Consider the following 20,379-nt stretch of genomic DNA (forward strand, 5'->3'; position numbering starts at 1 on the left):
TCCGTGTCCAAAAAGTCCATGGACATAACAAACCTAGGTAACAAACCTAGGTGACGATGTCTCTGCCTCTCAGCCCGTTTAACTGGACGACTGTTCTTCCCGTAGTTCTTGAAGCGCTCAACTCACGGGGCCCTTCCACGACTAGCGAGCTGGTCCCAGTTGTTCAGGCTCTGGCTGAAAAGGATTTTCCTGACCAGGCGCAACGCCAGCTTAAGCACCGATCGGTTACCGAAGACCGAACACGATGGGCGATTTTTAACGGTCGCCACTTGGGATTCATCACGACCATAAGTCACGGCGTCTTTAGGATCACTGAAGAAGGATCTCGATGGGTGGAAACACACCCTTACCCACTGAGTAGAGAAGAAATTGCACATACTCGCAGCCGAGCTAATGAGGCCATCAAATCCAAACAGACATCAAGCGCGGATGATGAAAAAGATGAATCCTCAGATACAGGTCGGGACGCGGACTTTGCCTGGGTTCTTAGAACAGGCCGAGCTGGCGAGCGAGAGCACGCCGCGTTAGAACGCAATCAAGGGCTTCCCGGCATGGACTACGGTCCACTGACGAATTCCGCACCGACACTAGCGGATATTAAATCGGCAATGCGTACCGAGCATCCTGAAATGAAAGCTGGAACTATTAGCAACCTTGCCGGGCAGCTCAACCGGTTTAAGAGCGAAATGCAAATGGGCGATCTCGTTCTCATGCCCAGTAAGCATGAAAGAAACCGGATCTACTACGGCTACGTATCTGGCCCGTATGAATATCGCCCAGAAGCACCCGTGGAGTTCCGGCATGTCAGGCCTATTGAGTGGGCTTCCGACTATTTTTACCGAGACGACCTTGGTGAAGACCTGAAGTACTCACTCGGAGCTCTTCAAACACTGCTAAAAATCAAGCGCAACAATGCTTTCGAAAGGTTGAACTCAGTGATCGCCGGCCTTGGGGACCCTGACGCACTTTCTTCGGATGAGCACAGCGAAGCCCCCTCATTCGACTGGGTTCCTTTCTTTGGTGAGTTCGCACGCAAGCTCCTCGATTACTCGGGGGATCGAGGACCTCTGCTATCCGCACTGCGAGATGCCGCAAACCTGTCGCACAGGCCTTCCCTTTTCAAACACCTATGGACCTGGTACACCGAACAAGGAGCTGAGGAAGCAAACGACATCGATCCCTTCACGGTGCTCGGCACGTTAGCCCGACAGATCTCCGATCCAAACCGTATCGCTCTATGCTCCGCCATAAAAGAGACCTTTAACCTCCAAGCACCGGTTCCGCAGGATTTCTCCGGACTTCCTCGCATTAATAACCCCAACTCACGTTTTGAAGCAAAGCCCGAAGACGTGGGGAACAGAAGGTATTATGACGGAATCTGGAAACTTCTTGATGCCGCACTTGCCTACTCCTCGCAGCCTTCAGCTGAAAATGTGGCTGCCTTCACGTCATCATTCGATAACGCAACAGCAAGCAGAGGCATGGTCCGATATACCATGGTCCTTTTCATGGCGTCTCCAGATGTTTTCCTGTCCTTGGATTCAGTTAACAGCCGGTTCCTTGGAAGCACAGCTGCGCTCGGACGCAACCCTTCAACCACTGTCACGAATGGACAGGAATATCTTGACTTTATTGATGAGGTCCGGGCCTATATCGCGGATTCCGAGATAGAACCGGCGACGCTCTATGCACTGTCCTATGAAGCATGGGATTTTGCCAATGCTGCCGAAGCCGGAGAATCCATTACCGCCGCGGAAGAACCTGACGAGGATGAACGTTTCACCATCGATGATCTTCTTGAGCTGGGCTGTTTCATCCCCCGCGAAGAAATTGAACTCATGATGAATCGGCTACGTGAGAAAAAGAATCTCATTCTTCAAGGTCCTCCTGGTACCGGCAAGACGTGGGTCGCTCGTCAGCTAGCGCACATCCTGTGCGGTACAGATTCCGATGAATCCACTACTGCGGTTCAGTTCCACCCTTCGATGTCATATGAAGACTTCATCCAAGGTTTCCGCCCCAGTGGAGACGGCAAGCTCACACTTGCTAAAGGCCCGCTCCTCAAAGCAGTAGACAAAGCCAACGAGGATGAAACAACACCACATGTGGTCGTCATCGAAGAGATCAACCGGGGAAACCCAGCCCAGATTTTCGGTGACATGCTCACGCTCCTTGAAGCAGACAAGCGCAACCCAGAAAATGCGCTAACCACGCTGTACTCGCCCGACGGAGAGACGATCTTCTTACCTAAGAACCTCTACATCATCGGCACAATGAACCAAGCGGATCGCTCTTTGGCCATGCTCGACATGGCACTGCGCCGCCGCTTTGCCTTCATCACGTTGCGCCCTCAACTCAATGCTGCGTGGCGTCGCTTCTGTATAGAGCATCGCAAATGCGACGATTCGGCTCTGGTCGATATTGCCCAGCGTCTCAACACTGTCAACGAACTCATCTCCGATGATTTCACGTTGGGCCCTGCGTACGAGATTGGGCATAGTTTTGTCACTCCGCTGCGCGAACTCAAGGACAGTTCTTACGCCACCACGATGTCATGGTTCGACAACGTCATTGAATCGGAGCTTAAGCCTCTTTTGACCGAGTACTGGTTCGACAACGGTTCTGCGCTGGAAAACGCTCTCCATGTCCTTCGCTAAAGAAATTCGGAATGAGGAGACACACGTTCCAATTCGGAGCGTGTGGTTGCTGCAGCTTTATGCCTCACATGCCTACACTCACGGCAGCATTGTCGATGGCGACGTGGATAAACACGACACTGAACTTGCAGAACTTGCGGTAGAAATGTTGTGTGACAGCGTCGAAAAGCGCTTGCGCCACGATCTCACCCGCGGTTTCACCATTGGGGAACGCACCCTAGCACGCGTGCGAGGCCGCATCGATACGCTGAAAACAGCCCGCGAACATCTTTTGGAAAAGGGGCTCGTAGCCTGCCGATTCAATGAACTGACTACCGATAGTCCGGTCAATCAGTTTCTACGCACAGCACTCGAAACAGGGTTCGTTCTTATGCACGCCCAGAGCTCGCCCGAGCTCGCCCAGCGCTGTCGGCGACTCGCCTCACGCCTCGCCGCTGCAGGTGTCTCTCTACCAACAACCACTCCTCAACTTCCCGCGCGTCTACTCCCCGCAGACCAAAGCGTGCTCGATATCGCACAACTACTCCTCGATTTTGCAATTCCTGCCAAAGGCAAGACGGGGCACGCTTTTGCTCGAGCCGAAATGACTCAGCCGCAGTTGCGTGCTCTATTTGAACGCGCTCTACTCGGTGTTTTTCGCTATCATCTTTCCCCTTTAGGGTGGCGCGTCTCTGGTGCAGAGCGCCTTGCCTGGAACACCGACAGTTCTTCACCTTTTATTCCAGGAATGCTGACGGACATCATGCTCCGGTCACCAGAGGGAAAGCTAGTTATTGTGGACGCCAAGTTCACCGATCTCTTTGCTACCTCTCGATTCACAGACGCGCTCACACTCAAGAACGAGCACATGTATCAGCTATATGCCTACTTGCGCAGTCAAGAACACCGTGGTGAGGAATGGACGCATGCCTCTGGAATGATGCTTTATGCAACCGCAGCTAGCGAAAGCGACGTTGACTTCAATCTCGATGGACACCGCATCTCCTTTCGTAGCGTGTCGCTCGATTCAACACCACGAGCTTTTCGAGAATCGGTACTGCGCTCGATCAATCTTTCTTGATTTGCGGATAGCTACACATCGCGGTTTCGGCTCAAGACAACCTCCGCACTGCTTGACTCGTGTCCTTAGCAGTAAATCTCCACTATTCCCTCAAGAGCTCCACGGCTCCAATGCCTTAACCGGATACCGCCCATCAATGGTGAAACGCTGGCACACCACCTGAGTGTCATCGTTGATATCTAGCTCTCCGATGTACTCAACGAACTCGGGTGAACGCCAGAACTGCTCGTGCCCGGCGCGCCATTCACTGGCATCGGCGTAGCCCTCGCCCTCGGCGATGGCGTGCTCGTCGCTGACGTCCGCAAGCCGGCACACGTAAACCTCGGTGGTGCGGATGACGCACACCACGTTGTCGTGTGAGTCGAGGACGGCCTCTAGGGTGCCCACATCCTCGCGCGGGTTGCGGCCGCGCGGGTGCTCAACCAGCAAGGATGACGTAGTGGTTTTGGTGCCGTCCAGGATGGCGGTGACGAGGGCGTCGCGAAGCGGGCTGGGAAAGGCGAACTCGCCGCGAGGCAGTTGCGATATAGGTTTCAAAGCATCCTGAGTCATGCGTTTACAGTACGTGGCTCATGAATGCTGTTAACCAAGCACGTGCTAGCTTGCCGTTTCGCCCGACTGGACGTTCGATCCGCGCGTTCGAATAATTCGCAGCGATGTCCAGCCCCAGTCGTAATGTCAACGATGCCCCTACACGGAAGGCTGGGACTCCACCCTTCTTCCCTATCACTCCGGGGCCGCGCCGCCACTTCCCATTGCCTAGCGGCGCGGCCCCCTCTTTCAAACTTCACAGCTCTTCATAAACTTCAAAGAATTCACAAAATTCATAAACTTCACAAGACTTCAAAAGCTCTTTGGTTGGATTCATGCAACGGGTCGTGGGAGGGCATGAGAAAATCTCCCCTTTCTACTATTCGCGCAGAGTTTTCATTCCCTCCGCATTTATTCATCCGACTTCCGGTCGGGGCACGATGACCTTCGGCGTCGGTGTTGCCGCAGTGGTAAAGGGATGGACGTCGGCAAGCGTGGCGTGAAACCGCACCATGCGCACGCCAGGACCGTGTGAATAAACGCGGATAATAGTATGCACACAGCCGCAAAACCTGCGTCTACGTGGTCTTTTCCTCACTGGCGGGAGCTTGAAAAAGTTCAAACTTATATTAGAATTGTCACCTAGTTCACAATCACCTCTTGCGGTGCCACCTCTCACTACCACGTGACTAACACGGTGCACCGCACGCAAAGAAAGGTTCACTCAGATGGCAACTCCCCCATTGGGCGTCTGGTCCGAGGTCGGCAAGCTTCACCAAGTAATGGTGTGTGCGCCGGGGCTCGCGCACGAAAGGCTTACTCCCAACAATTGCGCCGAGCTGCTTTTCGACGACGTCCTCTGGGTCGACGAAGCCAAGAAACACCATGCGGAGTTCGTCGCCCAGCTGCGCGGCTACGGCGTCGAGGTGCTGGAGATGCACAAGCTTTTAGAAGAGACCCTGGATACCCCAGGCGGGCGGGATTTCATCCTCGACTACAAGCTGCTGGATAAGAACGTCGGCGCGGGCATCGGTGGCGAGCTGCGCCACTGGTTCAACGAGATGCCCACGGCACGCCTGGCCGAGCTTCTCATCGGCGGGCTGCCCTTCGCCGAAATCCCGAAGGGCTTAGGCCACGGAACCATCGACGCCATGCGTGAGGTCTACGGGCCGTCCGCTTTTGCGCTGCGCCCTCTGCCCAACACGCAGTACGCGCGCGATAACTCGGCGTGGATTTATGGTGGGGTCTCCCTCAACCCCATGCGCATGCCGGCACGCCACCAGGAAACGCTGCTGACCCGGGCTATCTACAACTATCACCCGCGGTTTGCGCAGGCAGATTTCCAATTCTGGTACGGCAATACCGATGAAGAGCCGGGGCTGGCGGCTCTGGAGGGCGGAGACATCATGCCGATTGGTAAGGGCATCGTGCTGGTCGGCATGGGCGAGCGCACCACGTGGCAGGGCGTGAGCCAGCTGGCCATGCGGCTCTTCGAGGAAGGTGCGGCGGAGAAGATCATCATCGCCGCCATGGCCGCTGACCGCGCCTCGATGCACTTGGACACCGTGCTCACCTTCCTGGATGCCGATAAGGTCACTGCCTACCCCAAGGTTGTGGACACCATCCGGCCCATCGTGTTGCATCCCTCCACAAGCACGGCGCCTTTCGACGTCGAACTGCCCACCGACTCCTTCCTCGATGTCGTTGCCACCGCGCTCGGTATTGGACGCTTCGAGGTCATTGAAACCGGCGGGGACGTTTATACCGCCGCGCGTGAGCAGTGGGATGATGCCAACAACGTCGTGGCCATTGAACCTGGCGTGGTGGTGGCCTATGACCGCAACAAACACACCAACAAGAAGCTGCGGGCTGCCGGCATTGAGGTAGTGGAGATCGGCTCGGCAGAGCTGGGGCGCGGCCGAGGAGGCGGGCACTGTATGACCTGCCCAATTGTCCGCGAGGCCGTCGATTACTAGAAAGTATTTTATGACTTCGTCCAAAGCCGACACCACTGCACAGACCACCGACCCGGGGGATTCCACACAGTCTGCGAGCACACCACCGAAGTCCGAAGGCACGGCGCTGAGTTGGGTTCTTGCGCTTTTTGGCACCGCGATGGGTGCCGGAATCCTCTTCCTGCCGCTACAGGCAGGAGCCTTTGGCTTCTGGCCGCTCGCCTTCGCCACGGTGATCATTTTCCCTTTGGTGTATTTCTCCCACCGCACTTATGCCCGCATTGTCGCCGGTGCACCCACCCAGGACTACGGGCTGGACATCTTGGAACTGGTGCGCAAGTACCTTGGACGCAACACAGGTTTGTTCGTGGCGTTGATGTACTCCCTGGCCAACATCCCCACGGTATTCATCTATGCCATCTCCGTAACAAATGCCATCGACAGCTTCATTGTTAACCAGCTCCATGGACCTTCCATCAACCGCTGGGTTCTTTCAGTGCTGTGCGTGGGCACTCTCACCGGCATTTTCGCTATCGGGCGCAAACCTATGCTCTGGTTGGCACAAATTCTGGTTTATCCGCTCATCATTTCGCTTGCGGCAACGTCGATCTACCTCATCCCCCAGTGGGATTTTCATTCCTTCCTGGACGTGGACTACAAAGACGGAAGCTGGCCATATATCTTGCTCGGCGCCGTTCTTATTCTCCCCGTACTGGCTTTCTCCTTCTCCCACATGGCGGCGCTATCGCAAATGTCAGTGGATATGCAATCCACTTACGGCAAGAACACCGAAAAGCAAGTCTCGCGCATTGAGCTCTACACGGCCGCGCTGCTGGTCATCTTCACCATGTTCTTTGTCTGGTCATGCGTTTTGGCGCTGGGAGCTGACGGTATGCGGGAGGCTTCCGAGCAAAACATTCCGGTGTTGTCCTACTTTGCCAATGTCACCGGAGTTCACGCGCTGGCCGTGTTGGCCCCATTAATTGTCATCTTCGCCATCGTGACCTCCTACTTTGGAACAATGCTCGGCGCAGAAGAAGGTACCGCCTACATGGTTGGCCTGCTGGCTCCGCGTACAGCAAACCGGGTCAACCGACGTACATTGCTAACCATTGTCTACGTCTTCATTTTCATCACCGGCACTGCGGTCTCCGTGTTTAATCCGCCGATTCTCAATCTCATCTACCTGGTGGGCGGCGTGTTTGATGCAATTCTCATCTTCTTGCTGCCGGTGTACATGTTTCACAAGGTCAAGGAGTACAAGAAATTCCGGAATGACCCATGGAATTACTTTGTCTTTGCCCTGGGTTCAGTCATTTTGGGCATTACCATCTGGGACCTGTTCTAAGAACAAAAGCCGCCTCCCCGGCGTGCGACTACCCTCCATATTGGGTAATCACAAGTTTGTGAACGAAAGGTCAAAAGGCTGGAAGGAAGTTACTTTACACCCCTAACTTTTCCTTGAAGGCCCGCACAAACCTATTGCCGGACTACCCAGCGCCTCCTAAGATGTACCCAGATTTTATGAATCTTTCCTTACTCTTTAACAAAATATAAGGACGGTACACAGGTGCTTATTAAGGGACTGCGTGCGCTTGCACCGCTGGCGGCAGCCGCGGCCTGCATTACCCCTGCGGCACAGGCGGCCGACATTCCGCCCATGCCACAGGCCTACCCCATTACTAACCTCTACAAGAGCTGCAGCGCAGCAGGCGAAGACAACGCCACACCCGAGTGGCACTTTGCCGAAACCGGCCGCCGTTACTTGAGCGACGGTACCCTGCAGTTCAAGAACACCACTGACCAAGAAGTGCCCTATACCGCTTCGGTAGAAACGGGCACCAACCACAAGATTGAAGCCAACTCCAAGGCCACGATGCCTTCCGGGTGGGACACCACGGCCAAGTCCGATATCGGATTGAAGCTAAGCAACGGCTGGCAGGAGAAGGAAACCTTCGGCCCTATCACGCTCAAGCCGGGCGAGTCCTTCCGCGTGGAATACGGCGTGATGGAAAAGGACTTCATCTCTATGTTCGTCGGTTGTAACGACGACCGCCTAGAGAACATGCCGGGTGCCAACGTCATCCGCGGCAAGGGCCCGGCCGAGCGCTATGCCTTTGCCTACATCATCAAGGCGGACGGCTCCGTTTCGGACCTGGCCATGGAGATCCCTTCCCGCTCCCCGGGCGCGAACTCCAAGCCCATCGAGGGCAACTACACCTCCGTATCTGGCCCCAGTCTGGAAAAGATTGCGGATCCGAAGAAGGATGAAATCATGCAGCCTTCCGAGGAACTGCAGCGCGATCCCTCCTGGCCCAAGGAGGGCGAGACCTGCGAGGGCCGCGATAGCTCCTGGTACCCGCTGGATATCACCGCGGTGGCGCCGACCTTCCGCAAGCCGGGCTACTCCACGGACTTCCTCAACTGGTCCAAGGGTGACTATGAGTATGCACCGGTTACTGACTTCGTCGTCGGCGCGGAGCACGCCCCCTACACCAACTGGCAGGGCAACCGCGGCGATATTCCGAAGGGCTGGCTGGAATCCGTCGGCGCGGTCAAGCGCGCCTACATGCCGGTGGGAACCGAGCTGCAGCACATCGACCTGGCCCCTGGTGAGCGCGTGCGCGTGGAGTACGGCACCACCATGACCCGCATCAACTACCGCGAAATCCACTGCGGCAAGGACGGAAAATACAGCCTGACCTCCAACTACAAGCAAACCACCGCTCCCAGCGGCTTCTGGGCGGAGGCCACCATCACGGGCAAGGACGGCTCCACTCGCACCGAGGACGTCACCCCGGAGGAGTACCGCAACCTTCCTGTTCCGACCCAAACCATCTACTAAGCACTTCCCTACTTTTCATCCAAGGAGTACACCCACATGTTCAAGACCAAGATTGCTTCCACCACCGCCGCCGTGGCCATCGCCTGCGGCCTGATCGCTACCCCAGCCGCCAACGCTCTTCCGGCACGTGACCTGGGCCCGGCTAACCCGACCACCATTGGTGAGCACTGCACCAACCCGGGTGATACCGGCCAGACAGTAGAGATCAAGCGCACCTACTTCGACGGCTCCGCTGGCTCCTGGACCATCTCCAACTACAACGATGAGCCGCTGCCGGTGACCCGCTCCATCAAGGAAACCAAGACCAAGACCTGGAACGTTTCCGCCGGCGTGGACTTCAAGCTGCTGGATCTGATCAACTTCACCTTCTCCTCCAGCTACACCGACTCCCAGTCCTACGAGGTCGGCGAACAGGTCGGCCCGTACAACATCGCCCCGGGTAAGACCGCCGTGCTGCGTGCCGGCTGGGTTGTCTCCGACTTTGAGGGTCAGAAGACCATCTGCGGTTCCGATAACACCTGGCAGCCTAACGGCGAGACCTTCACCGCTACCCTGCCGAAGGAGCGCCACATTGAGGTCTCCACGCGCGATAACAACGATTGGGGCTAAGGCGTGCTGAAGAAGTCCATCGCGAGCACCTTTGCCGCACTGAGCCTGCTAGCGGTCGCTCCCGTTGCCCACGCCGCAGACTTTGGCGGGGACTTCGAGCTGCCCCAGCGCTGGAACGAGGAACACAAGCCGGGCACGCACTGCTCTACGCCCGGTGAGAACGGCACCTACGTCACCGCTACTCGCCGCTGGTTTAAGCAAACCGACGCCACGAGCGTGGCCAACCGCAACGATGAACCCGTACCGGTCAGCCACACCGTGACTCAGGCCCGCACGCAGACCATCGAAGTTTCTGGCTCCATCAAGGGCGTGGGCGAGCTGGCCAAGGTGCTGACCCAGACCTACGGTTTCACCTACGTCAACGAGCAGCACTGGAAGCTCAACCAAGAGGTCGGCCCCTATGAGCTGCCGGCCAACTCCCAGGGCAAGCTGGTGTGGGGCTTCACCATGCTCGACACGGACGGCCAGGACGTGCGCTGCAACTCCGACCAAGAATGGGAGCCCGTGGGCAAGCCCTACTCCGCCACGGTTCCGGAGGCGCGCTACTCCGAGCTGCAGCTTGGCGACGCCCCCGTCTGGAACTAACTGAACTAGCTCACCTCCCCCAGGCCCCGCCACAGAGGGCACCCCTCGCGCTGCTTTACGACGGCTGAGGGGTGCCCTCTTTTCAGCGTTTCATAGCGTGATCGAACGGCAACGCAAGCATTGCAGAACGGCAACGGCCCCCTTGCAGAACGGCAACGCGGGAATTGCAGAATGGCAATGAGTTCTTTGCAAAACGGCAACGAGAGCCTTGCAGAACCGCAACATCGCAGGTAGATTGACTGTCATGACTGATTCTTTTCTACATAGAAACGCACAAGATCTGGCGGAGGAAATCCTGTCGGATACGCCTGTGCTGACCATTTCTGGCGCACGCCAGGTAGGAAAGAGCACCCTCGTTCATCAATTGCTCGAAGATAAAGAGCATAGGTTCTTTAATCTTGATGAGAGCGCTTCGCTGGCATCTGCACAAGAGGACCCAGACGGGTTTGTCAGGCAGATCCCCGAGGGGACACTAGCAATTGATGAAATTCAACGCGCGCCCGAGCTCTTTCGCGCAGTCAAAGGCGCACTCGAAGAAGATCGACGACCAGGACGCTTTATCCTCACCGGGTCGTCGAATCTCCTCAGTCTCACAGGAGCTGAAGAGTCGCTCGCTGGCCGTGCAGAAACAATCCGCCTTCACGGCCTTAGCGTGGGTGAACGCTTGGGCATCTACGATGACTTTGCCGGACGGGTGTGGTCATTAGGGGATTCAGGGCTGAATCCCACGTTTACTCCTTCCCGGAGTGACTACTTTCAGCTCTTCTGCACACCGAGTTTCCCAGGGCTTAGAGATGCTAGCCGGCGGCGACAGCACCGCTGGTTCGACGCCTACATTGAACGAGTACTGTCGAAGGATGCTGCCGAGCTCTACGGCATTCAATTCCCCGACCGCTTGAGCAATCTTCTCAACAAGTTGGCGGCACAAGGAACTGCGGAGCTTGTAGCTGCACACATTGGGCGCGCGCTCGATATTCCTCAACGCTCGGTCCCTACCTATGTGACTGCATTGAGTGACGTATTCTTGCTCAACCAGTTGCCGTCTTGGGGAACCAATCTAGAGAAGCGGGCAATTTCTAAGCCCAAGGTCTTTCTTTCGGATACCGCACTTGCTACAAGCCTTGCAGGACTCGATCCAGAGGCTTTGGAGATGAATATCTCCAGCACGATCACTGGAGGTATCTGTGAAGCTTTCGTCGCCAACGAGCTCTTGAAGCAGAAGGCCTGGTCTTCGATTGACTATCGCCTCTTCCACTTTCGTACGTCCACTGGCAAAGAAGTGGACCTCGTATTGGAATCGCGATCCCGGGACATCGTTGGCATCGAAGTCAAAGCTGCGATGTCGATCCAGCCGAAAGACTTTGCCGGCCTGCGCTATCTTCAGCAGGTTGCAGGCGCTTCCTTCCGCGCAGGAATCGTCCTGTATACGGGCAAAGACGTCCTACCAATGGGCAAGAACCTATGGGCAATGCCCATTTCCACGCTGTGGCACGGCTAAACCAGCAACAATGGATATACTGCGCCCCTATGTCCCACCGCATCTTTTCCGTGCCCTTCGCCGACATCTACCCGCACTACGTCAACAAAGTAGAGCGCAAAGGCAGGACTGTCAACGAGCTCCACGAAGTTATCTCCTGGCTCACTGGCTATTCAGTTGAGGGCTTAGAGCGGGCGCGAGAGGAGAAGGTCACCCTCGAGGAATTCTTCGAACAGGCACCACATCTCAACCCGTCCCGCTCACTTATCACCGGGAGCGTTTGCGGATACAAGGTGCAGGACATCGAGGACCCGCTGATACAAAACATTCGATACATGGACAAGCTCGTTGACGAGCTCGCCAAAGGCAAGGCCATGGAGAAGATCCTGCGCAGCTAATCTCTTCTCGCAGCGCTATTCAGAGCCGCCGGACTTAAGCCACAAAAGGGTACGGCGGCGCGGTTTTCTCACGGAAGAAGTAACGCGCATGCGTGTGCCGGACGGATTCCAAGTTCGTAGCACCAATAGCAACGAGTTCAACATCGGGGTCATCGTTGATTTGATCAAGGTCATGACGGGCAAGAGTTGCCTCAGTCAAGGTTCCAAACTCGGTAACATTCAATGCACCCGTCGGGCGGTGATACTTGATGAGAAAAGCCGGCATGCTATTCGCTCCTTTCCGACCCATTGTCTGCCCATCTCTTGTCGAGCCGACTAATGAATCTATCCAACATCGTAGAAGTCTTTTGCCGCAATAAACGGGCTTCACGCAGCCCTACTGTTTCGAGGATATGCTCGGCAAACGGAGGGGAAAGCGCATCGAAATACCTCTCCACTTTGTACACAACGTCTGAAAGCTCATGGAGTGAGCGGACCTGGGTATTGAATTGCCGCGGTACTTGCTCACCAAACTCCAAGTATCGAATGCCCCGACCGTATAAGTCACCAGCCAGTTCGTAGAGGTTGGCCCATCGTGATTGGAGTGCTGTGCGTAGTTGGAACTCGGCACGGCCTGCCGGAGAATAAATGTGCAGATGGATCGCCCGATACCCAGAGTGCGGCTTTTCTCTCATATCCTGAATTTTGACGCGAGCAGCGCCTTGCTCTTCAAGGTCTTGGGCAAGTATTTCAGCGACTCTTGTTTGCTCCGAAAGCGAGACATCAAAGTCCATTCGCACTCCCGAAAAATCGTGGATGCTCTCCAGCGGAAAGCTCGGCATTCTCCTTAGTTTCTCAACAAGCACTGGCCGGGTCTTAACCCTCGATCCTACGAAGAAACGATTCGAATCCGGCTCCACAACGGCATTTGTCGAACGCTCCAGTGGCACACCCGATTTACTCAATGCTGATACGGCCAAGGACTCAAGATGGTCGCATAAGGCAGACTGTTGAACCAATATGAGCCGGTATAGCCCCTCATCGATCTCTTTCCCAGCGCGCAGCGCACTGCCTATTCGATGTATCTGCCCTTTACTAAAAGTTGTCGGCTTTTGTTCTAAGAACCTCATGGCTCCCCCTCGTGAGTTGTGCAGCAGTCCTCTTCTGTGAACTGCATCCTATGCTGTGGACACCCTTGCGCCCCACAATGAACCGATTCCCCAACGCTTCAAATGTCTGCTTTACACATTAGAAAGAAGCTAAGACAATAACTCACACAATCGATCCTTTGTTCGACTGCCTCGAAAATTACCAGCCGAATTCTGGCTATACAGTCAGGAAAGAATGGCTTGTTGACCAACAGAACCCTCCCATTTTTCAGCGCTCGGACGCGTCCCGCGATACAGTAAAGCCGCTTCCCTACTTTCCCTATTGAAGGAGACTTCTATGAATTCGTGGCATCGCCGGTCCGGCCTTGGAATGGCAACAGTCATCGCCGCAGGCCTCGTAGCGGTTCCTACTGCGACGGCACAGGAGCTCAACGTGGAATCCTCTCGGTGCTTGCGCGAAGACTGCTTCAGCGCATTTAGCAGCAAGGCAGACGGGGCCGAAGAGTACAAGCCATCTGAAGAAGATGAAGCCCGGGCTAAAGAGATGTGGCAGAACGCTGAAGACGCCCGCCTCAAGCTGGAAGAGCTAAAGAACTCCGGCGCTTCAGCGGAAGAGATAAAAGCAGCCGAAGAGGAATATCGGTCCGCCTCCCAGGCATGGGGCGAGTTCAACATGGATATCAACGTCAAAGACGCGCTGCGCGACGAGCATGAGCACGAACTTGAACAGATTGACGCGAAAGAAAAGCGCCTCTCCCTGCTCGCAGCCGGTGGCGTCGTTGCTCTCGTCACCGCGGCGGTGGCTGGGCTTGCTAAAGCAGCAGAGTTTTTCCTCCCGCAGTTGAAGGCTGCACTTTCCCTGTAGCACACAACCACGAAACTGCAGGTCGTGATAGATGTCCGGGGTCTCTGTCATACTTGACGCATGACCACGCTAGAGAATTGGGCCAAAACCTGGGCGGAGACAATTGTGGACGCCCTCGAGCGCGAATTTCCCGCCGCAATGCACCACACGAGCAGCTCAGCTGATGATTGCACCGTGCGCCCACGCGAGCTGCACCCCAGTTTCTACGGCTGTTTCGACTGGCATTCCAGCGTCCACATGCAGTATTCCGGGGCGCTGTTGGATACCATGCTCGGGCCCAAGTCTCCCACCAGTCTTGCCACGCTCCTCGACGATCGCCTCAGCCCCCAAGCCCTCACCATCGAATACAACTACCTTGTCGAACACCCCGGGTATGAGATGCCCTACGGGCGCGCTTGGCTGTTGCAACTAGCCTCCATCCGTCCCAGCGAATCGATGGACAAGCTCGTCGAGCTCACCGCGCAGCACTGCCACGACTGGCTCGGTTCACTCAACCAACCAGTACTCCACGGCATGCACTCCAATACCGCCTTCAACCTTTTCCTCATCCTCGAGGCCGCGGAGAAGATCGGGCAGGATTCGCTGGCGGATTCGGTGCGCAAGGCTGCGGTTCGCCTTTTCGGCGATGACCGCGCCTACCCACTCGAGTGGGAGCTGTCCGGGCACGATTTCCTCTCTAACGGATTATCTGAGGCTCTGCTCATGTCGCGCGTTCTCCCGGACTTCCCGCAGTGGTTCGACGGTTTCCTCCCCCACCGCGCCGAAGCACTGGATTTCCTTACCGATATCCCAGAAGTACTCGACCCGACCGATGGCCGCTTAGCCCATCTCTACGGCCTGGCACTCACAAGGGCGTGGATGATTGTTGAGCTCGCCGAGCATTTCGACGCCTCGGCCCTGCCGCGCGCCGAAGCCTTGGTGGCCAGCGCGCGGCCGCAGCTTGTCGACGGCCACTTCATGTCCACCCACTGGCTTATCACCTATGCGCTGCGCTATCAGCTTGCCGTCGGGTAGTACTGTATTTTTCTAATCATCTATCCCTCAGGAGCACACCATGGATTCTCGCTACTCGGCGCGGCGCGATAACTACCGTCTGCCGGAAGAGGGAATCCGCATCGATCTCCGCGCAGAACGCGCCCGCCGCCGAAGCCGCTCCTCATACGGCCGCGCGGGGGCCGTCGCCAAGCAGCAGCCCAACCGCCCACGACGCCGGTCAAACCAGGTCACAGCGCGCCATCGCAAGCCCAGCGACAGCCGTGGCCTCCGCCTCGTAGCCATTGTGGCGGTGGTGCTGGTCGGCATTATCGCCGCGCTCAAGCTCAATCAGGAACCAGACACACCCGCACCGCAGCCCACAGAAGTAGCAACGGAGCCTGCTACCGTCATCGAGCCCTCCCCCGCGGTGGAGATGTACATCCCAGCGATTGATGTGCGCGCAAAATTCGAGGAGGGCTCCTGCAGGGTTAAGGACAATAAGATCAACCCGGACTCCATGAATAAGGCCTGCACCTATACCGCGGACGATAAGCCTTACACGCTTCCTGGTACGGACTCGCCGGACATCGTGGTCATTGCTGGACACACGGGCGCGGGTGTGCCGGCGGTATTCAATAACCTCTACGACGGCCGCGCCGATGAGCACAAGGCCGCGGTGGGCGACAAGCTGTATCTGCGCACGCAGAACTCCGGCGAGCAGTGGCTGGTGTATATAGCCACGGATCTGCACGATCCTTCAAAGGAAGGCCTTGAGCAGGACGAGAGTATCTGGGGCGCCGATGCCAAACCGGGCCGCCTGCTGACCATCAGCTGCATTCAGCCGGCCAACCCACTGGCTTCTGCAGTACGCAACGCGGTGGTGGGCTGGCAGTTTGAGGGCGTAACAACCGCACCTGAGACTGCGCCCCAGAACTAGGCTCCGCCTGTTTTTACCCAATAACGGGGGGATGCCTGTTTACGCAGGTCATTGTCGAACATTCGCACAACCAGCAGGACCACATTAGCCACGACTCTTAGGCAATGACCAGCCGCTTTAACCCCCAGCACGATACCCCGTAGCGATCGAACACTCGGCATGCGTGGCGGGACTTCCATCCCGAAAGTTGCGGATTACCACATTGTAACCCCTGTGACTGATGTGAAAATTGTGACTATTGTGGTTCTGGCCTGATGAACTACCTCTCACAAACCCACTAGGAGACACACATGAAGCGCATCCACCGCACTCTGACCGCAGCCGCACTGGCTGGCTCCCTCGCACTGGGCGGCACCGCCGTTGCCTCTGCACAGATTCCGGCGCCGGCTGAGTTCGAACTCGATGGCACTACCTACCAGCGCCAGGCTGACGGCACCTACAAGAGCACCAATCCACTGGGCTCCGTCTCCCTCACCGCAGAACAGGCACAAGCTGCATGGGAGCGCCTGCAGGAAAAGCAAGCCCCCGCCGACAACCCCGCCGAGGATCCAGCAGCCCCGGTTGATGAGGACTCTCAGGACAACGCCCCTGCACCGGCCAACCCAGACCCGGCGCCGGCCGGCCCGTCCCAGGTTGACTACCCGATCGACAACGGCAGCGATGCTCCTAAGAATGACCCGGAGAAGCCGGAGGCTGGCGGCGAGAAGCCCGAGACCGGCAACGAGAATCCGGGGGCCGGTGAGGACAAGGACAAGCCTGTTACTCCTCCTTCTGGAGAGACCGATCCGACGGGCGGCTCCCAGCCCCCGGCCGGTTCCGCCGAGGATTCCGATTTCGACGCCAAGCAGCTGGCATGGCTGGCTCTGCCGGCCGCCCTCGTCATCGGTGGCGTGACCTGGTACCTGGCCAAGGATGGCAAGACCTACGTGAAGTCCCAGGAGGCAGCCCAGAACGACGCCCCGAGTGCCGAGGAGAAGGCCGCTTCCGAGCAGATGCTCAAGGAAAACAAGGACGAGGTCATCGCCCAGGGTGGTCAGGTTGCCGAAAGCACCGCCGAGAAGTCCCAGGTACAGTCGCGCGGTATCTCCGCTGAGACCGGTTCCAACACCGTTGCTCGTGGCCTCGCCGCACTGGCCATCGCAGCCATGATTGCAGCTGGCGCTTTCGCCGCCCGCCGCAAGTTCTTTATCTAAGAGTCCCTGCGCCGCGTTCCCCGCGTGCCTCCAGGCCTTACTTTTAAGAGCATGGAGGAACGCGGTTCTCGCGGTTTTGCGCTTAGCGCTTGAGGTAGCGTTAATATAGTTGAATAGCCCCTGCACACCAAGGGTTTTCTATCTTTCACTTTCCTTCGCTCTATTTCTAGGAGAATCCCATGAAGAAGGCTTCACTCGCTCTCGCCACCACCGCTCTGGCGGGCTCTCTGTGTGTTATTGGCTCGACCATCGCTACCGCCGACGAGTCCACCGCAAACGCCACCAACACCTCGGCTACCGAAATCAACTTCTGCTGGGCCCCAGCCGAAGAGTTCACCACCACCATCGAGGACACCGAGCACACCTTCAAGCAGGAGGAATTCGGACTCTGGCGCGCCACTGACAATGAAGAATTGACCCTGAACCGCGCCGAGGTCATGGCGATTGCCAAGGACGACGTCGCTGCCTGTGGCAAGCAGGACACCGCAGCCGCTGAAATCCAGGAATCCCTGGCCAAGAACCCGCCGAGCTCGACGACGTCCACGACGACAACGCCGACCACCCCGACGGAGAAGCCCGTGGAGCCAGCGGATGACCCTTCGCAGGCGCCGACCGGCACCAACGAGTCCAGCTCCTTCGATGAAGCCCTCAGCTCCAAGGACGGCGAGCCGACCGATCTTGGCATCGCTGCCATCGTCGCTGCTGTCCTCGGCGTTGTGGGCGCTATCGCCGCTGTCGCTCCGAGCGTGGCAAAGTCCCTGGGCATCAAGCTGCCTTTCTAGTAGCTCCGAACGCTCACGACAAAGCGCTCCTCAGCACAAATCGTTGAGGAGCGCTTTTCGCGTAACAGGACGTATGGCGTTCTACTTCAACGTCACCTTGTAGTACAGCGGCTTCGATTTCCACGTAAAGATCACGTTGTCGACGCGCTCGGAGTAGCCACCGGTGGAGTTGGTGTACCACAGCGGGATTGCCGGAAGGTCCTGCATAAGTACTGCTTGGGCATCATTGACCCGCTCAACACTCTCCTGGTCGTTGGATGCCGCAGCAGCCTTCTTCAGAAGCGAATCAAACTCGGGGTTGGAATAGTCGGCGTCGTTAGTCGCAGCGCCCGTGGCATAGAGCGGCTCCAAGAAGCTCGACGGCGACGGATACACCGACTGCCAGCCGGTGCGGAACGCGCCTTCGATCGTCTTGTTTGTCACCTCATCACGCAGCGATTTGAAATCCGGATACGGCGCTGGCTGTGCATCGATATCAAGGGTGTTCCGGATAAAATTCACGACGGCATCGACCCACTCCTTGTGGCTGCCATCAGAGTTATACGCCACGGTAAACGGCCCCTCAAACGGCTTCATCTCTTCCGCCTTGGCCCACAGCTCACGAGCCTTGTCCGGGTTATAGGTCAGGACGTCGTTGCCGGGGATGTCCGTGGCGCCGTCGTTAAGCACAGGCGATGTGAAGTCCACCGCTGGAGTGTTCGTCCCTTGGAAAATGGTCTGGGTAATCTCGTCGCGGTCAATGGCCATGGACAGTGCTTGTCGACGCAACGCCCCCGCCTCCCCGCTAAAGTTCTCATCCCCTGCGGGAATAGTGATGGACTGGAAGATGGCAGCAGGCTCATTGACTGCACGTTCGCCGAGGTCCGTTTCAAAATTAGCCATGGCCGAGGACGGAACCGAGTCCAAGACATCCAGATTTCCCGAGAGTAGATCCGCATATGCTGCGCTGGCATCGGCATAGAAGACGAAGTTCAGGCCATCGTTCTGCGCCTTGCGGTCACCTTCATACTTCTCGTTGGGAACGAGGATCGCATTCTGGTTATGGTTCCATTCCTGCAGCTTATAAGGGCCACTTCCCACTGGGTTTTGGCCGTAGGCGTCGATGTCATCAAAGGCGGATTCGTGCATGGGGAAGAAAACGGAATAGCCCAAACGCGTCTCAAAGTCCGCCGTAGGTTCATCGAGCTCAATGGTGAACGTCTTCTCATCGACAACCTTGAGCCCCTCCATGCTCGCTGCTCCTTCTTTATAGCCCTTGATGGGTTCGAAGAAATAGGCAGAGAGCATGCTGTTCTTTACGGCGTTGTTCCACGTATCGACATAGTCCTGGGCACGCACCGGGGAGCCATCGGAGAACACCGCGTCTTCTTTGAGCGTGACCTTGTACGTCACGTCATCGGTCTTCTCGATGCTCTCTGCTTGGTCGTTGTGCACCTCACCGTCCTCATCGAAGTACACAAGTCCCGAGTAGATGAGGTCGATGAGCGTTGCACCCGGCACATCGCTGGTATCTGCAGGGATGAGCGGCTTTTGGGGTTCGGTGGAGTTGGTACTGATGAAATCAACATCCGCCGCATCACCGGATCCATCTCCTCCGCATGCGGTCAGGCCAGCTGCGGCGACGACAGCGGCGAGGCCCGCGCCGACTTTTGTCCATTGCATGAGTTCTCCTTAAGAGGTATCGCGTGTGTGAACTCTCCCATAACGATACGACGATATGTCGTGCCTCACTACATAAACGAACTCTCCGCCGCCAGAACCTTGCGCAGATCCCCTGTGTAACGCCTGTCAACATCCTCGGCTCCTACCCCACGCTTTCTCCCCGACCGCACCACCGCCATACAGTCTTTTTCGCGTTTTTGTAGCACCATAACCGCGCCAGCAAACATTATTGCGCGCTGATAAGCCCTTGGCAGCTGTCGTTGAGTACCCATAAAACCTTTCACAGCTTGACCAATCCCTTTCCGACCTTCGTTAGCATGTGGGAGGTCGAATTCAGTAAGCGATAACGAACATCGCCTGATGACGGCTTTTCACTTTCATAAGACGTCCCCGATCTATTCCCAGGAGAAATAATATGAAGCGCATTTCCCGCAACCTCACCGCTGCCGCCCTGGCGAGCTCCCTCGCACTGGCTGGCGCCACCGCCGCCAACGCGGAGGAGAACACCACCATGAACCCCGACGACGTCACCAACACCGCCACCACTGACACCGAGAACGGTGGCGGCGAGGCCGGCGACGGCGAGACCGGCGGTGACGACGAGGCCAACCCGGGCAAGGACAACGAGGAGAATTCGGCCCCGGGCGAGGACGAGAACACCCCAGGTGAGGGTCAGCCCACCCCGGGCGAGGGCGAGAACAACCCTGGTGACGGCAAGAAGCCGGAGGACGGCACGAACCCTGGTGACGGCAAGAAGCCC

At 57.1% G+C, this 20,379-nt stretch carries 19 protein-coding genes; 15 read left to right on the top strand and 4 right to left on the bottom strand.

The window, feature by feature from the left end; translation table 11 throughout:
• Positions 1-56 precede the first annotated feature (56 nt).
• Both HMPREF2635_RS05195 and HMPREF2635_RS05200 read left to right on the top strand, forming a co-directional pair.
• Complete coding sequence (locus HMPREF2635_RS05195; RefSeq protein WP_070821380.1) at positions 57-2,657, top strand: AAA family ATPase; 2,601 nt, start codon at positions 57-59, stop codon at positions 2,655-2,657.
• A gap of 40 nt (positions 2,658-2,697) precedes the next feature.
• Entirely contained in the window at positions 2,698-3,717 is a 1,020-nt protein-coding gene (locus HMPREF2635_RS05200; RefSeq protein ID WP_168167653.1) for a 5-methylcytosine restriction system specificity protein McrC, read from the top strand.
• 90 nt (positions 3,718-3,807) lie between these two features.
• Here the strand turns inward: HMPREF2635_RS05200 and HMPREF2635_RS05205 are convergent, their stop codons facing one another.
• The gene (locus tag HMPREF2635_RS05205) at positions 3,808-4,269 is read right to left on the bottom strand and encodes an ASCH domain-containing protein (protein ID WP_070821382.1); all 462 of its coding nucleotides are present in this window, start codon (positions 4,267-4,269) and stop codon (positions 3,808-3,810) included.
• A gap of 707 nt (positions 4,270-4,976) precedes the next feature.
• Between HMPREF2635_RS05205 and HMPREF2635_RS05210 the strand changes: the two genes are divergently transcribed.
• The 7 genes from HMPREF2635_RS05210 (at position 4,977) to HMPREF2635_RS05240 (ending at position 12,117) form a co-directional block, all read left to right on the top strand.
• Entirely contained in the window at positions 4,977-6,224 is a 1,248-nt protein-coding gene (locus tag HMPREF2635_RS05210; RefSeq protein ID WP_070821383.1) for an arginine deiminase, read from the top strand.
• Positions 6,225-6,234: 10 nt separating this feature from the next.
• The gene (locus HMPREF2635_RS05215) at positions 6,235-7,551 is read left to right on the top strand and encodes an amino acid permease (protein WP_070821384.1); all 1,317 of its coding nucleotides are present in this window, start codon (positions 6,235-6,237) and stop codon (positions 7,549-7,551) included.
• 222 nt (positions 7,552-7,773) lie between these two features.
• Positions 7,774-9,048: a hypothetical protein gene (locus tag HMPREF2635_RS05220; RefSeq protein ID WP_070517212.1), complete on the top strand. Its 1,275-nt coding sequence runs from the start codon at positions 7,774-7,776 to the stop codon at positions 9,046-9,048.
• Positions 9,049-9,084: 36 nt separating this feature from the next.
• Positions 9,085-9,657 carry a hypothetical protein gene (locus HMPREF2635_RS05225; protein ID WP_070821385.1) on the top strand — a complete coding sequence of 191 codons (573 nt, stop codon included), beginning with the start codon at positions 9,085-9,087 and terminating at the stop codon, positions 9,655-9,657.
• Positions 9,658-9,660: 3 nt separating this feature from the next.
• Positions 9,661-10,242 carry a hypothetical protein gene (locus HMPREF2635_RS05230; protein ID WP_070669714.1) on the top strand — a complete coding sequence of 194 codons (582 nt, stop codon included), beginning with the start codon at positions 9,661-9,663 and terminating at the stop codon, positions 10,240-10,242.
• 244 nt (positions 10,243-10,486) lie between these two features.
• Positions 10,487-11,740 (top strand): ATP-binding protein, encoded by a 1,254-nt coding sequence (locus HMPREF2635_RS05235; protein WP_070517202.1) that lies wholly within the window; start codon positions 10,487-10,489, stop codon positions 11,738-11,740.
• A gap of 29 nt (positions 11,741-11,769) precedes the next feature.
• Positions 11,770-12,117, top strand: a complete 348-nt coding sequence (locus HMPREF2635_RS05240; protein ID WP_070517200.1) for a DUF2200 domain-containing protein — start codon at positions 11,770-11,772, stop codon at positions 12,115-12,117.
• Positions 12,118-12,151: 34 nt separating this feature from the next.
• Here the strand turns inward: HMPREF2635_RS05240 and HMPREF2635_RS05245 are convergent, their stop codons facing one another.
• Both HMPREF2635_RS05245 and HMPREF2635_RS05250 read right to left on the bottom strand, forming a co-directional pair.
• The gene (locus tag HMPREF2635_RS05245; protein ID WP_070517199.1) at positions 12,152-12,382 is read right to left on the bottom strand and encodes a hypothetical protein; all 231 of its coding nucleotides are present in this window, start codon (positions 12,380-12,382) and stop codon (positions 12,152-12,154) included.
• A 1-nt stretch (position 12,383) separates the two neighbouring features.
• Entirely contained in the window at positions 12,384-13,226 is an 843-nt protein-coding gene (locus HMPREF2635_RS05250) for a RelA/SpoT domain-containing protein (RefSeq protein ID WP_070517197.1), read from the bottom strand.
• Between the two features lie 316 nt (positions 13,227-13,542).
• Between HMPREF2635_RS05250 and HMPREF2635_RS05255 the strand changes: the two genes are divergently transcribed.
• The 5 genes from HMPREF2635_RS05255 to HMPREF2635_RS05275 all read left to right on the top strand — a co-directional run bounded on the left by HMPREF2635_RS05255 (position 13,543) and on the right by HMPREF2635_RS05275 (position 17,957).
• A complete protein-coding gene (locus HMPREF2635_RS05255; protein ID WP_070517195.1) occupies positions 13,543-14,070 on the top strand; it encodes a hypothetical protein in 528 nt (175 codons plus the stop codon).
• A 60-nt stretch (positions 14,071-14,130) separates the two neighbouring features.
• Positions 14,131-15,084 carry a DUF2891 family protein gene (locus HMPREF2635_RS05260; protein ID WP_070517193.1) on the top strand — a complete coding sequence of 318 codons (954 nt, stop codon included), beginning with the start codon at positions 14,131-14,133 and terminating at the stop codon, positions 15,082-15,084.
• Positions 15,085-15,124: 40 nt separating this feature from the next.
• A complete protein-coding gene (locus tag HMPREF2635_RS05265) occupies positions 15,125-15,982 on the top strand; it encodes a sortase family protein (protein ID WP_070517191.1) in 858 nt (285 codons plus the stop codon).
• A 290-nt stretch (positions 15,983-16,272) separates the two neighbouring features.
• Entirely contained in the window at positions 16,273-17,175 is a 903-nt protein-coding gene (locus tag HMPREF2635_RS05270) for a hypothetical protein (protein ID WP_070680358.1), read from the top strand.
• A gap of 179 nt (positions 17,176-17,354) precedes the next feature.
• Positions 17,355-17,957: a hypothetical protein gene (locus tag HMPREF2635_RS05275; RefSeq protein ID WP_070821386.1), complete on the top strand. Its 603-nt coding sequence runs from the start codon at positions 17,355-17,357 to the stop codon at positions 17,955-17,957.
• Positions 17,958-18,038: 81 nt separating this feature from the next.
• On the opposite strand, the gene HMPREF2635_RS05280 is transcribed toward HMPREF2635_RS05275, so the two are convergent.
• A complete protein-coding gene (locus HMPREF2635_RS05280; RefSeq protein WP_070821387.1) occupies positions 18,039-19,619 on the bottom strand; it encodes a peptide ABC transporter substrate-binding protein in 1,581 nt (526 codons plus the stop codon).
• A 415-nt stretch (positions 19,620-20,034) separates the two neighbouring features.
• Between HMPREF2635_RS05280 and HMPREF2635_RS13400 the strand changes: the two genes are divergently transcribed.
• On the top strand, positions 20,035-20,379 hold a 345-nt coding region (locus HMPREF2635_RS13400), incomplete at its 3' end, for a hypothetical protein (protein ID WP_070821389.1).

The organism is Corynebacterium sp. HMSC035E02 (assembly GCF_001836065.1).
GTDB lineage: Bacteria > Actinomycetota > Actinomycetes > Mycobacteriales > Mycobacteriaceae > Corynebacterium > Corynebacterium hiratae.

Excerpts from the sequence above, each read along its gene's own strand:
- HMPREF2635_RS05195 (WP_070821380.1), top strand. The coding sequence starts at position 57 with ATGTCTCTGCCTCTCAGCCCGTTTAACTGGACGACTGTTCTTCCCGTA.
- HMPREF2635_RS05205 (WP_070821382.1), bottom strand. The coding sequence starts at position 4,269 with ATGACTCAGGATGCTTTGAAACCTATATCGCAACTGCCTCGCGGCGAG.
- HMPREF2635_RS05210 (WP_070821383.1), top strand. The coding sequence starts at position 4,977 with ATGGCAACTCCCCCATTGGGCGTCTGGTCCGAGGTCGGCAAGCTTCAC.
- HMPREF2635_RS05215 (WP_070821384.1), top strand. The coding sequence starts at position 6,235 with ATGACTTCGTCCAAAGCCGACACCACTGCACAGACCACCGACCCGGGG.
- HMPREF2635_RS05225 (WP_070821385.1), top strand. The coding sequence starts at position 9,085 with ATGTTCAAGACCAAGATTGCTTCCACCACCGCCGCCGTGGCCATCGCC.
- HMPREF2635_RS05235 (WP_070517202.1), top strand. The coding sequence starts at position 10,487 with ATGACTGATTCTTTTCTACATAGAAACGCACAAGATCTGGCGGAGGAA.
- HMPREF2635_RS05240 (WP_070517200.1), top strand. The coding sequence starts at position 11,770 with ATGTCCCACCGCATCTTTTCCGTGCCCTTCGCCGACATCTACCCGCAC.
- HMPREF2635_RS05245 (WP_070517199.1), bottom strand. The coding sequence starts at position 12,382 with ATGCCGGCTTTTCTCATCAAGTATCACCGCCCGACGGGTGCATTGAAT.
- HMPREF2635_RS05250 (WP_070517197.1), bottom strand. The coding sequence starts at position 13,226 with ATGAGGTTCTTAGAACAAAAGCCGACAACTTTTAGTAAAGGGCAGATA.
- HMPREF2635_RS05255 (WP_070517195.1), top strand. The coding sequence starts at position 13,543 with ATGAATTCGTGGCATCGCCGGTCCGGCCTTGGAATGGCAACAGTCATC.
- HMPREF2635_RS05260 (WP_070517193.1), top strand. The coding sequence starts at position 14,131 with ATGACCACGCTAGAGAATTGGGCCAAAACCTGGGCGGAGACAATTGTG.
- HMPREF2635_RS05265 (WP_070517191.1), top strand. The coding sequence starts at position 15,125 with ATGGATTCTCGCTACTCGGCGCGGCGCGATAACTACCGTCTGCCGGAA.
- HMPREF2635_RS05270 (WP_070680358.1), top strand. The coding sequence starts at position 16,273 with ATGAAGCGCATCCACCGCACTCTGACCGCAGCCGCACTGGCTGGCTCC.
- HMPREF2635_RS05275 (WP_070821386.1), top strand. The coding sequence starts at position 17,355 with ATGAAGAAGGCTTCACTCGCTCTCGCCACCACCGCTCTGGCGGGCTCT.
- HMPREF2635_RS05280 (WP_070821387.1), bottom strand. The coding sequence starts at position 19,619 with ATGCAATGGACAAAAGTCGGCGCGGGCCTCGCCGCTGTCGTCGCCGCA.